Source organism: Flavimaribacter sediminis, from assembly GCF_019492055.1.
Lineage (GTDB): Bacteria > Pseudomonadota > Alphaproteobacteria > Rhizobiales > Rhizobiaceae > Flavimaribacter > Flavimaribacter sediminis.
Genome location: NZ_JAICBX010000003.1, coordinates 552,212 through 567,189 on the forward strand (window position 1 = coordinate 552,212; position 14,978 = coordinate 567,189).

Consider the following 14,978-nt stretch of genomic DNA (forward strand, 5'->3'; position numbering starts at 1 on the left):
GCGCCAATGACACAACTGGCAAGATGCTGCAACCTGCGCCAAAATTAGGACAGCATGGCTGTCCTATTTTCTCTATGCCAGAAAGACACGATTGGAGCAAGTCGCAACAGCCAATAAAATACTCCGGCCGACCGTAAATTGCCCTGCATTACCCGGTCAGGACATTAAATGACGCCTGCATGCCCGTAAAGGAATGATTGTGGCGGCTGAACCGCCACGACAAGATGCGCCCTTCACAAAGTCCGTCGCCCGTGTTCAATAGGCGTGATCCGTTTCGAACAGGAATTCCCGATGTATTTTGCCTCAGACAATTGGACGGGCGCTCATCCGCGTGTGGCCGCGTCACTCACAAAGCATGCCGACGGATTTGCGACCGCCTATGGCGCCAGCGACCTCGACAGGGCGATCGAAGCGCGGTTCGATGAATTGTTCGAGCGCGAGGTGGCGGTTTTCTTCGTCGGAACCGGAACAGCGGCGAACGCGCTCGCCATGGCGGCGATCAACCGTCCGGGCGGCGTGTCCTTCTGCCATCGCGAAGCCCATGTGATCGAAGACGAATGCGGCGCGCCCGAATTTTTCACCCACGGCGCAAGACTGGCGCCGGTCGACGGTCTGGACGGCAAGATCGATCCCGACGAACTGCAGCAGGAAATCCGGCGTTTTCCTCCGGATTTCGTCCATGCCGGCCAGCCCATGGCCGTCACCATCACCCAGTCGACGGAAATCGGCACGGTGTACGCGCTGGAGGAAATCGAAACGATATCCGGCGTTTGCGTCCAGCACGGCCTGCCGCTGCACATGGACGGATCGAGATTCGCCAATGCGCTTGCCTGTCTGGACGTCAGTCCGGCGGAACTGACCTGGAAACGCGGCGTCGATATCCTGTCCTTTGGCGGCACCAAGAACGGATGCTGGTGCGCCGAGGCGCTGGTTTTCTTCGATCCCGAGAAGGCGAAAGACCTGCCCTTCATCCGCAAACGGGCCGCACAGCTGTTTTCCAAAACCCGCTTCATCTCCGCCCAGTTCCAAGCCTATTTCGAGGATGGTCTTTGGCTGGAGCTCGCCCGCCATTCCAACGCCATGGCGAGCCGTCTCGCCGCCTCAATCGAGACGTCGGAAGACCTGGCGCTGGCCTGGAAGCCGCAGGCCAACGAGGTGTTTGCGATTCTGCGCAAGAGCAAGGCGCAGGAGCTCCGCGAAAAGGGCGCAGTCTTTGCCGACTGGAACATGCCGCGCAGGCATTCCAGGGGTCTGGATGATGACGAAACGCTGATCCGCCTCGTCACGTCCTTTGCAACGACGGACGAACACATCGACCGGTTCGCACAGGCGATAGGGGCAGTCTGACGGCGCAATCACATTGCATTCGCGAATCCGTCACGATGCGGCTCCGCAGGATAACGCGCTGTTGATTTCCAATTTATCGGTGATTTCCCCAAAGTTTGGACGCGCCGGAATGCATCCGGCGATTGCGTAAAGTTTCCGAGGAGACACACATGTCCAAGAAAACAATCATAGGCGCTTCGGCGGTGGCTGGAGCGGTCGCCATGGCGCTGTCCGGCGCAACCGTCGTCGCGACGTCGACAGGAGCCGCCGCTGCGGAAAAATGCTACGGCGTCTCTCTTGCCGGCGACAACGACTGCGCCGCCGGTCCCGGCACAACCTGTGCCGGAACATCAACCGTGGATTATCAGGGCAACGCCTGGACTTCCGTGCCGGACGGGACTTGCCTGACCATGGATGTGCCCGGCGACCGCAAGGGTTCGCTGGAGCCGCTGGATCGGGACCTGCCGGCCTGATTGGACCAGATGGCGTCGCGGCTCGAAACGGGTCGCGATCGCCGCTGAACCGGAACATCGAGATGCCCAACGCTCCGCAATCGACACAACGCAGCTTTGGCGGCGCGACCATTCCGCCCCGGGCGGGAGCGGGCCTGAAGACGGCCCATGTCGACGCGATCCTTTCGGACAGCTACCGGATCGGATTTCTTGAGATCCACGCGGAAAACTATATGGGCGACGGCGGTCCGCCGCATCGCGCGCTCGGCGCAATTCGTGAAAACTTTCCGCTATCGGTACATGGCGTCGGACTTTCCATCGGCGGGGAAGACGGGCTGGACAAAACCCATGTCGCGCGATTGAAAAAGGTCGTTGATCGCTACGAGCCCGGGCTGGTGTCGGAGCATCTCGCCTGGTCCACGCATGACAATTCCTACTACAACGACCTGCTGCCAGCGCCCTATGACGAGGCGACGCTGGCGCGCGTCTGCCGCCATATCGAGCAAGTGCAGGAGGCTCTCGGCCGGCAGATCCTGCTGGAAAACCCGTCGACCTATGTGCAGTTCGAACAATCGACGATAAGCGAGGCGGATTTCATCCGTCAGATCGCGGTGCGCACGGGCTGTGGACTGCTGCTCGACATCAACAATGTGTTCGTCTCGGCCACAAACCATGGCTACGAGCCGCTTGCCTATCTGGAAGATTTCCCGCTCGGCAGGGTTCAGGAAATCCACCTTGCCGGCCATGCGCCAGATGTGGACGACGAAGGCGACGTCATTCTGATCGACTCGCACGACAGACCCGTGGACGATCGCGTATGGGGTCTTTACGAGACGGTGATCGGGCGCATCGGGTCGATCCCGACGCTGATCGAGTGGGACACCGACATTCCCGAATGGCCGATCCTGCGCAACGAAGCCATGATGGCTGACCGCATTCTCGAAGCCCACGCCGGGGCGGTTCCATCTCCCCGCCCGCGCGCGGCGCGCGGCTGACGACGTTTCCCATGCAAGCGACAGTCAGCAACCGGGAATTCACCACCGCCCTTTCGGACCCCGAAAAGCCTGCGCCGGAGGGAATAAGGGGACAGGACGGGAAGAAGTCCGCAAAACGCTTCGATATCTACCGCAACAATGTGGTTGTCGGGCTGATCGACGCGCTTGGCGATATCTTTCCGGCGGTCGCAAGACTGGTCGGCGAAGGGTTCTTTCGGGACATGGCGCGCCTCTACATCCGCGCCAACCCTCCAAATTCGCCCCTGCTCTTCCGCTACGGGAGGTCGATGCCCGACTTCCTTGAAACATTCGAGCCGGTTGCGCATCTGGCTTACCTGCCGGACGTCGCCCGCATCGAACTTGCCTGGCTCGACGCATTCCACGCCGCTGACACAAGCTGTTTTTCGGCCGCTGATCTTGGCGCCGTGCCGGAAAGCGAACTCGACGATTTGCGTCTGACGCCGCATCCGGCCACGCGCATCATCCGCTCCCGGTCGGCCGCTGTTTCGATCGTTTCCGCGACCCGGTCCGGCGCAGGCCTTGCGGATATCAATCCGACAGCGCCTGAAGACGGGCTCGTTACGCGCCCGGTACTTGATGTACAACTCAGGCGACTGCCGCCGGGCGCCGCCGTTTTCCTGCAATCGCTTGTCGACGGCGCCTGCCTTGCGGATGCAGCCGAAGCGGCCGAACGGGACTGCGCCGAATTTGATCTGCCCCTCGCAATCCGCGCGATGCTGGAATCCGGGGCGTTCAGCCAGAGGGGAGAAGAGGCATGAGAACGATCATCGAGGCGCTGCGAAGGCTTCACAACGCTGTTTTCGGCATCGTCGAAAGGATCACCGACGGCTGGTTCTTTGGCCTGTTCTGCCGCTTTGTTTTTGCGGCGACGCTTTACTTCTATTATCTGAATTCGGCGAAGACGAAGGTCGGCGACGGCATTCTGGGTTTTTTCCAGATATCGAGCGGCGCCTATTTCCAGATCGCGCCGACGGCGATGGCGGCCGTCGACAACGAACCCTCCGCCCTGTCCTTTCCCGTGCACCTGATGGTGATCGCCGGAACCTATGGCGAGTTCATCCTGCCGCTTCTGGTGATTTTCGGACTGTTCGCCCGCATCGGAGCCGTCGGCATGATCATTTTCATAGTCGTGCAGACCTTTGTCGACGCGACGGCGCATGGCGTCGCGCTCGGCGTCTGGTTTGACCGCATGCCGTCGGACATCCTCGATCAGCGCACCTTCTGGGTTGTTCCGCTGCTCTACGTTGCGATCAAGGGGCCGGGCTTCATTTCTCTGGACTATCCGCTGTCGCGCTGGTGGCGGCGAGGAGCATAGAATCAAAAATGCCCCGGACGCGAGTCCGGGGCACTTCGCAAAAAGGCGATCCTTCAGCGAGAATTAGCCTTCGATCTGCTTCTGCTTTGAAGCGTCATCGGCCACTGAAATCTCGATGCGGCGCGGTTTGGCCGTTTCGGGAATTTCGCGGACGAGATCGACATGGAGCAGGCCGTTCTCAAGCTTGGCGCCGCGCACTTCCACATGCTCTGCGAGCTGGAAGCGGCGCTCGAAGGAACGTCCGGCGATACCGCGATAGAGGTAGTCGCTGGATCCCTTTTCGCTTTCATTCCTGTCGCCTTTCACGGTCAGCACGTTCTCGCGCGCTTCCACGGAAAGGTCGCCTTCGGCGAAACCGGCGACCGCCATGGTGATGCGGTAGGCGTTATCGTCGATGCGTTCGATGTTGTAGGGTGGATAAGTCTGCGACTGGTCCGGCTGAGCCAGACTGTCGAGCATGGTAAAGAGACGATCGAAGCCGACCGTCGAACGGTAGAGTGGTGAAAAGTCCACGTGACGCATGATAGGTCCTCCATTGAGCGACGTTTTGCGTAAATATATTTCAGCCGGAATTCCCGATCTGGCGAAATCCTGCCGGCAGGCCCTGTTCTGGCGCCTGCAGAGACGATTTGGGGATTGAATAATCCGATTTCAAGAGTTTTTTTACGGGCAATAATCGCCTCGCCGTACAATGGGTCTGCAACAGGTTTTGCAATGCCGGCGTGGACTGTTATTGCAGAACCGGCTCCTTTCAAAAATCAGGTCAGGGCATGCGCGCACAGGTTCTACACGACACGCCGGACAACCCGGCCCCCAAAAACGCCATCAGCGGCTACATGCAGGCGCATGACGGCAGGCAGATTCGCTACGCGATCTTCCGCTCGGATGCGACGCTCGCCAGGGGGACGGTCATCCTGCTGCAGGGCCGCAATGAAACTATCGAGAAATATTTCGAGACCGTTCAGGAACTGACGGCGCATGGCCTGTGGGTCGCCACGTTCGACTGGCGCGGCCAGGGCGGCTCCGAGCGGCTTCTGTCCAATCCGCTGCCAGGCTATGTGCGGCGGTTCTCCGACTATGTGCGCGACCTCGAACAGTTCATTGAAACCATCGTTCTGCCTGACGGGAGACTGCCTTTTTTCATGATCGGCCATTCCATGGGCGGTCTGATCGCGCTCTACGCCGCGCCGCGCCTCGCCAACCGCATAGAGAAGCTCGTCGTTTCAGCGCCCTTCGTCGCGCTTAGCCATTCGCATCTCGGCGCGTCGACCATTCGCGTCCTGTCCACCGTCATGACGCTGATCGGGCTTGGCGGACTTTCCACCAGCGGCAACAGAAAGATCAACCAGACCTTCGAGGACAATGCGCTGACGCATGACCGAAGCCGGTTTCTGCGCAACAAGGCGGTCTACGACACGGTGCCGGATATGACGCTCGGCGGCCCCTCCTTCCGCTGGCTGCTCGAATGCCTGAAGGCGATGAAACAGGTTCATCGGCCCGAGCACCTTGCAAACATCAGAATACCGACGCTCATGCTCGCGGCCGGCGGCGACAGCATCGTTCCGATCGATGAAATCGAGGACCTGGCGACCCATTTTCGCGCAGGCGAACTGGTCACGATTGACCGCGCGCGCCATGAACTTTTTCAGGAGGCCGACCGCTATCGCAATCAGGTCATGGCCGCGGTCAAGGCGTTCATGCCCGGAGGCGATGAACCGGCGTCAGGATCAGACGAGAAGTCCGCAACCGGATAACGCCACTGCGCTCAGGCAAGATGTTTCTCGAAAAACACCCGGGCGAAGCCGTCCTCCTCGCGTCGACCGGTCTCCACATAGCCGAGATGCGGATAGATCGAGAGGTTCTGCGTCATCTTTTCGTTGGTGTAGAGGCGAACACAGGGCAGTCGGAGCCGCTTCGCTTCGGCTTCGCAGAACGCGATCAAGGCCCCGCCAACGCCCCTGCCCGCCGCCGCGCCGAACACTGCGACATTTTCCAGAAACATGTGGCCGTCGCGGGGGAAGAACACGATGAAGCCAAGTATTTCGCCGTCCACGCCTTCAGCGATATGGATTTGGCCTTCGCGTATCTGAGCCCTGAAATCCGCGACCACTGGCGCCGGTTTCCTGCCAATCGCCGCGACATATTGCCGGTAGGCGTCCTCGGCGCAGCCTCGAATGTCATCTTCATCGCGAGGCGTCGCCGGGCGGATCCGCATGTCAGCCTGCGAGAAGTTCGAGGGCCTCGGCATGCAGCCGCTCGCATCCGGCGGCGACGATATCGCCGCCCTGTTCCGGCCGGGCGCCGTTCCAGTCCGTGACGATGGCGCCGGCGCCTTCCAGCACCGGAATAAGGCCTGCGATATCGTAGGGTTTGAGACCGCTTTCAACGACGATATCGGCATGGCCGGCTGCAACCAGAGCATAGGCGTAGCAATCGCAACCGTATCGGCTCAGGTTGACCTTGTTTTCAACGGCGCGAAAGCGGTCGATATGGGTGTTCGAGAACAGGAAGGGCGAGGTCGTGAACAGCGTGGCTTCGGCAAGCGTCAGACCCTTGCGCGCAGACAGCTGTCTCTCGCCTTCCGGGCCGCGATAGAGACAGCGGGCGCCATCGGAAACGTAGCGTTCGCGGGTGAAGGGTTGATCCATCAGGCCCATCACGGCGCGGCCATTGTGATACAGCCCGATCAAGGTGCCCCACAACGGCACCCCGGAAATATAGGCGCGCGTGCCGTCGATCGGATCGATCACCCATACATATTCGCGGTCGAGCCCTTCAGCGCCATGTTCCTCGCCAAGAATGCCGTGATCGGGAAACCCTTCGGCAATCAGCGCGCGAATCGCCGCCTCCGCGGCGCGATCGGCTTCCGTGACCGGATCGAAACCCGCAGTTTCCTTGTTAATGACATCGGACGTTGCCCGAAACCGTGGAAGGGTCTCGCGCGCGGCGACATCGGCAAGCCTGTGCAGAAATTCCAGATCCGGTTTCATCGACTCATCCCGCTATTGTCTTGTTTTTCATGACCTTAAGGCGCAAAGCATTGGCATTTCCAGACGGCTCCGGACGTGTCTTATCGCAAAACTCTGCGTATGAAAGCCGGTTTGTTTGCCTAAATTTTGCGCATGCGAACAAATTAGCGAAATATGCTTGACTATTGTGCAATGCAGCAATATAAATGAAGTCGCAGTCAACGGCTGCATATGCCCTTATCGGGCGTTTCCTCCCTAGATTTGACCGCTCCGAAAGGCGCGGTCTTTTTTTGAGAAAAACGACGGATTACTCCGCCGCCAGGGCGACGCTGTCCGGTTGCTGGCAGAATTCTGCGGTCAAGCGGCCGATGAAACAGGCGAGATCGGCCTGCAGCCGGTCGAAACCGGCGTTCTTCTGAAACGTCTGCTCGTCGACATAGAGGCCGCGATTGATCTCGATCTGCAACGCATGCAGTCCGCGACGCGGCCGGCCGTAATGTTCGGTGATAAACCCGCCGGCATAGGGCTTGTTGCGCGCCACCGTGTAACCGAGATCCTTCAACAGCGCAATCGCCGACTGCGACACGGCGCCGGACGCGCTGGTGCCGAAGCGGTCGCCGATGACGAAGTCCGGCCGGTTGCGGGATCCGGACTGCGCATGGGCGGGCATGGAATGGCAGTCAACAAGCACGCAGGCGCCGAAGGCGGCGTGCGTGCTGACGATCAGATTGCGAAGGCAATCGTGATAGGGCCGATAGAGGGACTCGATGCGGTCGAGCGCGTCTTCTATTGGCATCGGCGTGTGGTAGATCTCCAGATTCTCGGCCACCAGCCGGGGAATCGTGCCGAGGCCGCCTGCGACCCGGACCGAATTGGTGTTGATGTAATGCGGCAGTGAGCCTTCGAACATCGTCGGATCGAGTTCGTAGGGCTCGCGATTCACATCCAAAAAGGCGCGCGGAAAATGCGCGACCAGCAGCGGCGCTCCGTAGAACGGCGCGCTGCCGAACAGCTCATCGACGAAATAGTCTTCCGAGACCCGGATCGTGTGTGCGTCAAGCCGCGAGGATGCAATGAAATCGCCTGGATAGTGACGGCCGCTATGGGGCGAGTTGAAGACGAACGGAACGATTTGTTCCACAGGCGCCTGCACCTCGAAGGGCCGTTGCTCTGAGAAACTGTTTTCAATCACTATGGTCATCCCGTCGCCGCGCGATGGCGCACCATGCGCCCGGAGCAATAATGCAGCCGAGTCGGGCACATGTTGCCAGTTGCACATGGGTGAGTCCATAGCGGATGATCCGGCGAAACCGCAATTGTCAGGACAGTGTGTCCCGCATACCGCACTCTCTGGCCGCACTCTCTGGCGCTCTCGCGCCGGGAGGGGCCGGATCGGACAGCGGCGCGCCGCGCGTAAACCGGATATTTACCATGTTGCGCTTGAATGACGGGACAGAGCCGGAGACGGTCTCCGGATCAGATATCGTCCGGTCGCGCATGGCCGGCGCCTGGAACCGCAAAAGTGATGACAATCCGGTTCCCTTGGACAAGGCTGCGTGATATCCGGATTCCGGAAGGGGCGACGCTGATCCGTTTTCGCGGGAACGGGTTGATTGCAAGGGATGGACACGGGGAGTGCAATGAAAATACTTCTTGCTGAAGACGACAGCGACATGCGTCGTTTTCTGGTCAAGGCCCTTGAGAAAGCGGGCTATGCGGTTCAGGCGTACGACAATGGCGCAAGCGCCTATGAGCGCCTGCGCGAGGAGCCGTTTTCCCTTTTGCTCACCGATATCGTGATGCCGGAGATGGACGGCATAGAACTCGCCCGCCGCGCGACCGAACTCGATCCCGACCTGAAGGTCATGTTCATCACCGGCTTCGCCGCTGTCGCGCTCAATCCCGAATCGAATACGCCGCGCGACGCCAAGGTGCTTTCCAAGCCCTTCCATCTGCGCGATCTCGTCAACGAAGTCGAGAAGATCCTCCAGGCGGCCTGATCTGAAAATCGGTCAATTATCCTCTTGACCGGGCGGCGGGCTTGTGGTGTATGCAGCCGGTCGGATGGGCGTGTAGCTCAGCGGGAGAGCACTACGTTGACATCGTAGGGGTCACTGGTTCAATCCCAGTCACGCCCACCATCTTTAAGAAAATCAACAGTTTACAGGCTAAATTCCTCTGGTGGGACATCCAAGGGGTACACGCCTTGTACAATCCGACATATCTTTTCCTATCCCGTAATCACATCTACTACTTCCGCTGGCCGATGCCGAAGCACCTTCACCCTGCCGGCAAAACGTCCACGGTCAAGGTCTCACTCCGCACAAGGACGCCACAGGAAGCATTGCGTCTGTCTCGACTGCTGAGTTATGAAGGCCACCGAATCGTAGCGTATGGGATAGCGTCAGGCATGCAGTACCGTGAGATGCGTGAGACCCTGTCCAAGCACTTCTCGCAGCTTCTTGAGGCTCAGCGTAACCACATAGATGCAACCGGTCCGCTTAGCCAACTTGACAGATCGGTCCTGCAGGGCAGCCTACGCGTCGCCGAGGGAGCCGTCGGGGGCCGCAATACCCTTTCCCTCACTGACGACGACAACCTCACACTGCAAGCTTTTGTGGCCGAATATGAGCTACCTGTGGAGAGCGGGACGCCGGAGTTTGAAATGCTGCGCCGTGAACTTCATAAAGCTTATCGAGCATATTGCAGGTCGGTGCTTCAGTACGATGATGAACAGAGGGACTACGATTTCGGCGCGCGCATCAGTGGCCATCAAGCCGGAACCTTTTCAGATATCGACACAGAGTATTTTACACTCAATGCCGTAGTACGCGACTACATTGCCGAGAATGACCAAGCGAAAAGCTGGGCACCACGGTCAAGAGACCAGAAGATCAGTCAGTTGTCGCTATTGGAGGAAGTACTGGGTTCGAATACGGATATTGCAAAGGTTACAATCAAAGAGGCTCAGCACGTAAAACGCGTGATCATGAGCTACCCCAAAAACAAGAACAAGCTACCGCATACCAAGCATCTATCTATTGACGACATATTGCAGAGGACGGGCCTCGAACGTCTCTCCACCCAAAGCATGAACGGATACATTCAGACCTACGGAGGCCTATTCGAGTGGGCTCGTCGTCAAGGTTACGTCAAAGAGAACGTATTTTCCGGACTAAGCATCCGAAAGGCAAAGAACAGCAAACCTGTACGAACCGGTTTCACTAAAGAACAAGTCGAGAATATGATCGACGAGTTGGTGACAAATAGCCACGATTTGCTTACGCGTGACTATCAGCTTTGGGTCACTCTAATAGCTGTCTACACAGGCGCACGCCTCAATGAGATATGTCAACTGCAAACGGTTGATGTCAAACAGGAAAACGGCGTTTGGTGCTTGAGCTTCAATGACGAGGGAGAACAGAAACGCCTCAAGACCCAAGCATCCAGACGCATTGTGCCGATCCACAGCCAGCTGAACGAGCTTGGCTTCCTTACCTATTGCACTGAGCAACAGCAAAGTTCCAATACACGCCTTTTCCCGGAACTCTCCTACAGCCCAAAACACGGTTACGCGCGTATGCCGAGCAGGTGGTTCAATGAGCAGTTCCTACCTAGGCTTGGCCTGAAGTCGAGGCTGCTTGTCTTTCATAGCTTTCGAGAAACCATGGCTACTGCATTGTTCCATGCAGGCATAGAACAACCACTTGTACAATCTATTGTAGGACATCAACGCGAAGGTGTAACACAGCAGCATTACTTCAAGGATGACTATACCATACAGCAGCGACGGGATGCGCTAGAGAAGGTCAGTTACAGCTTACCCGGGCAATATCGATAGAATTACGTATGTTTTGCCGTCATGTGTACAGAGTGGGCCAAAGAACTAAAGGGCGCGTTAGCCTTTGACTGCTTGAATCTCTGCTACCAGTGCAGGCACATCAAGTTTAATGATGTCGGCGATATCCAGCAACTCCACAAGATCAACACGCCGCTCCCCACTTTCAATATTGGCTATGAACGGTTGGTGTCTACCAAGAGCACGGGCGACCTCCGCTTGCGTCATGCCCATCGCACGTCGCTGTGCTGCCAACGCCGAGGCAACAAGCTTATGGCGATTTGTATGAACAGACTTTGCCATCGGAGGGTTGACCAGATTTCAACCCTCCGGTAATCCGAAAATCAGATTATCCAAAAATCGGATATTTGTACGGAACTCTGATACTGCCTAGTAGACAGATCGCATACAGCACAGGAGAACTAAGTGTTTGAATTGTTTGTTGTTGCACTCCTTGTTGGCGGTGCCGGTTACTTCTTCTTGAAGAAAAATACGGAACGCGGAGCAGATACCGTACGGGCGTATATTTTCATGTCAGATATCGAAACCGGGCTCCCCGTGGAAATTGCCAACCGGAATGCACGAGGAAGCGCAAGCAGCCTCTCCGAAGCATACATTCGTCTTGCTAAGCACCATGTAGACAGCCAGTACCAAGGAAAGCAGTTGCCGTTCCTCGCGGACGCAGAGGCGGCAGGTTTCGATCGAATGGGAGCACGACAACCATAGTACTGTCATGCGCTGCGTTGCATAGGGCGTACCGCATAGACTAGCGCACTGCTTGATGGCTCAGGAGGAGCATATCGGCGTCTGTCGGCCCCTCTCCAAGCCAGGCTGACAACTCAACTCCCGAGCATCCTATGACCGTTTCCGACTTCTATAGGAAAACTATGGTGAAACGGCTACGTGTGAACAGTCAACAATGTTCACTGCGTCGTGGGGACACAGCCACATATCCGCACTCAACCCCCAGTACACCAGTGTTTCTTCTGCGTTGTAGCTGTGCTTCGTACAGACTTCACGAGAGGTAACCGGCTTGCAGATAAGTATGATACCAATCTTGCGCTTTAGCTCTGCCGCATAGTGCATAGCCTGACCGATCGCTTCGGCCCACTTACCTGAGAAGTCTATTTCGATTGCAAGTTCAGGTGATACGCAGTCGGCCTGTGTCCCGGACTTCTGTATGAAAACCGAACGCTCAAAGTCTGTGCATAGCGTACTCTGATACTCATGCTCTGTCTTTGCAGAAACCTGTACCGCAAAGGTGAGCAGCACCGCGGCAACAAGAATAAGTATACTCGCCAGACGAGGCAATGTGAGCAGCGGCCGTATAAAGCGTATCGGCATTCTAGTCACCCCTCAGTGTACAAAGCTAGGTAATCGCCTGGTGTCCGGTACAGTGGTTGCAATCAGGGTTAAATGTTAGCCCACGATCGGTGCGCTGCTAACGTTTCTTTGTTCGGTTGATGTTCTGCCTCTGTAGGCAATCTCACGGGTTGCCCTTGCAAGCCGCTATACTCGGTCTCCAGCAAAGCATCTGACAAAACAACTGTCATGTCCTCTGTATCAATAGCCAAGTGACCCAGATCGAATAGGTCATGTATGTCCGCACGCAATAGAAGTCCGTTCTGCACGTGATTGCTTGCAGCGCCGCGGTACGGCGAAATATGTGCTGCATCGAGTGCTTCGATTGCATCGTACCCGGTTACTGCACAACATCCCCGGTATGCGGCAACAACAGCTTTCCTAAAGACTGCTTGCCCGCGTCTCTGTGTAATCTGCGCTACGCGTTTTTCCCGTTCGTCCGTAATAGAGTTTGGATCAAAATCTGTGTCCGCTTCGGATAATTTCTCAGCAGCCTCCCTTGCTTGGGCAGCGGTATGGTCACCGGATGTCCGTGCATGTCCCTCTTCACCAAAACCTTCCAGTACAAAATATCCGTCCTTCCAGTCCGTGACCAACGCTAGACCGAGTACATCGTACGTCACGCCTGGCTTGGGTGTACGTTGCAGAAGAACGCCGACAGGCACGCCATCTTCCATACAATTCATAAGGCCACGATTAGTTGCCGCTTTGTCACGATCAGCGGGGTTCTGGTTCTCCTGGTAGTACAAATACTGCCACGAGCCATCAGCACGACGATCAACCGGCCGATCGGCATAGGGACCTTCCAATGTCTGTCGAACGCTTAATGCGTAATCTGTGTATGCGGGCTTGTAGATACCTTTGGCTTGATTGACGATACGGACATGCTCCCGAGAGAAGTCTTGCATATCGGCCCAGAGGACCTCGTGGCCAGTGTGATCTCGATACCACTGCAGTGCAGTACGTTGGTCACCTGTCACGCGTCCTAGTGCATCTTCAACACTGATCATCTGTACCCGCTTCCCCCACGTCACTTTCACTCGTCTGCTTGTCCAACACAATCTGACCATGTTAGAGCCGCGACGCGGCTTCAGCGGCACTTCGGGATACTAGCCCCTCTTACCCATAGTCATACTGTACCGGTTGTAGATGCAGTCAGTATACACCTGGTACCTATAGGTCGAACACAAATACAGATGCCCCACACATATTCACGCCCCCTCGATGTACATCGCTGGAGCGACTACCCCGAACTGAATGATTGTCTCACAGATTTAGTTCAACAGATCGATGCATTGAAGCCTCGACAAAGGGCACGCAAGGTCGAAAGCGCCAAACGACTGCGCAATGCAGTACGAAGTTTGGTACTTGATCTTTACGTGGCATGGAAAACCGATCCGCAGCTGGAAGTGGGTGTACCGCTTTCCAACCGGGCTTTCGTACAAGGATCGCGATACCGTGCACTCTTTTTGAAATACAAGGGTTTCGTCACCGCGTACCATGGTTTGCACGAACTCGGATACATAGAGGAAGTTCGTCCTGGCTTTAACGATACGAGGACTGGAAAGAGCTTCGTTACAAGAGCGCGCGCAACTCCCAAGCTTATAGAAACGCTGTCTGATAATGCGCTCCTACGTCTCACGAAAATACACCGCGGCTCAGGTGAATACGCAGCAGAAACAATTATCCTCAGGGATCACGATAAACACAATATAGATTACGACGACACCAACGAAACCAACCAAATGCGTAATGACCTTAGCAGAATAAATGCTCTCTTAGATGGTACTTGGATTGACCTATACATTACTGACAATGAGTACGAAGCTCTATCAAAGCGAATCAGAGATAAGGTACATTTAGAAGATCAAAGTTTAATCGGGCTTGATCTTACACGTCGTCAACTTGTACGCATCTTCAACAATTCCGACTGGCAGCAAGGCGGACGCTTCTACGGTGGATGGTGGCAGAACATACCAAGAGGCTACCGGAAGTACATTACGCTAGATGGAAAGCATACCTGCGAAATTGACTTTTCTGGCATGCACGTTGCTCTGCTTTATGCAGAGGTTGGTGCAGAGCTGGATGGCGATGCATATGACGTAGGTTGTCCACAGGTACCCAGACAAGTGACCAAGCTTGCCTTTCAAAAGCTAATCAATGCTGAGAATAGAATGTACCCAGAGCCAGGATTTACAGAAGGTAAATACGGCATCACATGGGGTGATTTACTTGAAAAGATACGTACTAGACATGCACCAATTAGCAGCTATCTACGTACTGGATACGGCCGACAACTCCAGAACAAAGATGCGGAGATAGCTAATCGTATTCTCCTACTGATGGCGGACATGGGTATCCCATGTTTACCTGTACACGACAGCTTTATTGCTCACCAAGATATGCGAGAAGAACTAACGGGCATTATGATTCAGGAATTTGCACGTAAAACCGGTCAAAAAGCGGCTACAAAAAATAAACTTACTTTTCTAGATAGCTATAGTGCAGACATGAATACAAACCATGGTACGTATTTAGACATGGATATAGGAAACATACTTGATAGTGATAATCACTACTACGAGTATCAAACACGACAAATAGCTTGGTTCGATCAGGGCTAACGGCGAGAGGGTCTAGCGACCCCTCTACGCCATTACTGGTGCGCGTAAGAAAAATATATTTAATTTCAATAAGTTA

The 14,978-nt window shown here is 56.1% G+C and carries 18 protein-coding genes, 1 tRNA gene and 1 pseudogene; 13 read left to right on the forward strand and 7 right to left on the reverse strand.

The genetic code is table 11. The features are described from left to right. Positions 1-291 precede the first annotated feature (291 nt). From K1W69_RS18300 to K1W69_RS18320, 5 genes are all read left to right on the forward strand, one after another. A complete protein-coding gene (locus tag K1W69_RS18300; protein WP_220229859.1) occupies positions 292-1,347 on the forward strand; it encodes a threonine aldolase family protein in 1,056 nt (351 codons plus the stop codon). Between the two features lie 149 nt (positions 1,348-1,496). Further along, the gene (locus K1W69_RS18305) at positions 1,497-1,799 is read left to right on the forward strand and encodes a BufA1 family periplasmic bufferin-type metallophore (RefSeq protein ID WP_220229860.1); all 303 of its coding nucleotides are present in this window, start codon (positions 1,497-1,499) and stop codon (positions 1,797-1,799) included. Positions 1,800-1,861: 62 nt separating this feature from the next. Next, positions 1,862-2,773, forward strand: coding sequence for an MNIO family bufferin maturase (gene bufB / locus K1W69_RS18310; protein WP_220229861.1), 912 nt, complete (start codon positions 1,862-1,864; stop codon positions 2,771-2,773). Positions 2,774-2,784: 11 nt separating this feature from the next. Continuing rightward, complete coding sequence (locus tag K1W69_RS18315) at positions 2,785-3,552, forward strand: HvfC/BufC N-terminal domain-containing protein (RefSeq protein ID WP_220229862.1); 768 nt, start codon at positions 2,785-2,787, stop codon at positions 3,550-3,552. Then, positions 3,549-4,109, forward strand: a complete 561-nt coding sequence (locus K1W69_RS18320; protein ID WP_220229863.1) for a DoxX family protein — start codon at positions 3,549-3,551, stop codon at positions 4,107-4,109. The genes K1W69_RS18315 and K1W69_RS18320 overlap by 4 nt, the downstream gene beginning before the upstream one ends. Positions 4,110-4,172: 63 nt before the next feature. On the opposite strand, the gene K1W69_RS18325 is transcribed toward K1W69_RS18320, so the two are convergent. Then, on the reverse strand, positions 4,173-4,631 hold the full coding sequence (locus K1W69_RS18325) for an Hsp20 family protein (RefSeq protein WP_220229864.1): 459 nt from the start codon (positions 4,629-4,631) through the stop codon (positions 4,173-4,175). A gap of 248 nt (positions 4,632-4,879) precedes the next feature. On the opposite strand from K1W69_RS18325, the gene K1W69_RS18330 reads away from it, so the two are divergent. Beyond that, positions 4,880-5,863 carry an alpha/beta fold hydrolase gene (locus K1W69_RS18330; RefSeq protein ID WP_220229865.1) on the forward strand — a complete coding sequence of 328 codons (984 nt, stop codon included), beginning with the start codon at positions 4,880-4,882 and terminating at the stop codon, positions 5,861-5,863. Between the two features lie 11 nt (positions 5,864-5,874). Here K1W69_RS18330 and K1W69_RS18335 read toward each other — a convergent pair whose 3' ends face one another. The 3 genes from K1W69_RS18335 to K1W69_RS18345 form a co-directional block, all read right to left on the reverse strand. Further along, the gene (locus tag K1W69_RS18335) at positions 5,875-6,324 is read right to left on the reverse strand and encodes a GNAT family N-acetyltransferase (protein WP_258571172.1); all 450 of its coding nucleotides are present in this window, start codon (positions 6,322-6,324) and stop codon (positions 5,875-5,877) included. Position 6,325: 1 nt separating this feature from the next. After that, entirely contained in the window at positions 6,326-7,099 is a 774-nt protein-coding gene (gene hisN / locus K1W69_RS18340; RefSeq protein WP_220229867.1) for a histidinol-phosphatase, read from the reverse strand. 286 nt (positions 7,100-7,385) lie between these two features. Then, positions 7,386-8,279 carry an N-formylglutamate amidohydrolase gene (locus K1W69_RS18345; RefSeq protein ID WP_220229868.1) on the reverse strand — a complete coding sequence of 298 codons (894 nt, stop codon included), beginning with the start codon at positions 8,277-8,279 and terminating at the stop codon, positions 7,386-7,388. A 230-nt stretch (positions 8,280-8,509) separates the two neighbouring features. On the opposite strand from K1W69_RS18345, the gene K1W69_RS27115 reads away from it, so the two are divergent. The 5 genes and pseudogenes from K1W69_RS27115 (at position 8,510) to K1W69_RS18360 (ending at position 10,919) form a co-directional block, all read left to right on the forward strand. Then, entirely contained in the window at positions 8,510-8,638 is a 129-nt protein-coding gene (locus K1W69_RS27115; protein WP_258571173.1) for a hypothetical protein, read from the forward strand. Between the two features lie 80 nt (positions 8,639-8,718). After that, positions 8,719-9,078, forward strand: coding sequence for a cell cycle two-component system response regulator CpdR (gene cpdR, locus K1W69_RS18350; protein ID WP_220229869.1), 360 nt, complete (start codon positions 8,719-8,721; stop codon positions 9,076-9,078). 66 nt (positions 9,079-9,144) lie between these two features. After that, positions 9,145-9,219: transfer RNA gene (locus K1W69_RS18355), tRNA-Val, on the forward strand. A gap of 65 nt (positions 9,220-9,284) precedes the next feature. After that, positions 9,285-9,446, forward strand: a pseudogene (locus tag K1W69_RS27495) (DUF6538 domain-containing protein); the annotation flags it as partial. A 42-nt stretch (positions 9,447-9,488) separates the two neighbouring features. Beyond that, positions 9,489-10,919, forward strand: a complete 1,431-nt coding sequence (locus K1W69_RS18360; RefSeq protein ID WP_220229870.1) for a site-specific integrase — start codon at positions 9,489-9,491, stop codon at positions 10,917-10,919. A gap of 57 nt (positions 10,920-10,976) precedes the next feature. On the opposite strand, the gene K1W69_RS18365 is transcribed toward K1W69_RS18360, so the two are convergent. After that, entirely contained in the window at positions 10,977-11,219 is a 243-nt protein-coding gene (locus tag K1W69_RS18365) for a helix-turn-helix domain-containing protein (RefSeq protein WP_220229871.1), read from the reverse strand. 123 nt (positions 11,220-11,342) lie between these two features. Between K1W69_RS18365 and K1W69_RS18370 the strand changes: the two genes are divergently transcribed. Beyond that, positions 11,343-11,642: a hypothetical protein gene (locus tag K1W69_RS18370; protein WP_220229872.1), complete on the forward strand. Its 300-nt coding sequence runs from the start codon at positions 11,343-11,345 to the stop codon at positions 11,640-11,642. Positions 11,643-11,801: 159 nt separating this feature from the next. Here K1W69_RS18370 and K1W69_RS18375 read toward each other — a convergent pair whose 3' ends face one another. Beyond that, a complete protein-coding gene (locus K1W69_RS18375) occupies positions 11,802-12,260 on the reverse strand; it encodes a hypothetical protein (RefSeq protein WP_220229873.1) in 459 nt (152 codons plus the stop codon). A 68-nt stretch (positions 12,261-12,328) separates the two neighbouring features. Continuing rightward, positions 12,329-13,288, reverse strand: coding sequence for an HNH endonuclease (locus K1W69_RS18380; RefSeq protein WP_220229874.1), 960 nt, complete (start codon positions 13,286-13,288; stop codon positions 12,329-12,331). Positions 13,289-13,474: 186 nt separating this feature from the next. Here K1W69_RS18380 and K1W69_RS18385 point away from each other — a divergent pair, with 186 nt between their 5' ends. Beyond that, positions 13,475-14,902 (forward strand): hypothetical protein, encoded by a 1,428-nt coding sequence (locus K1W69_RS18385; RefSeq protein ID WP_220229875.1) that lies wholly within the window; start codon positions 13,475-13,477, stop codon positions 14,900-14,902. Positions 14,903-14,978 lie beyond the last annotated feature (76 nt).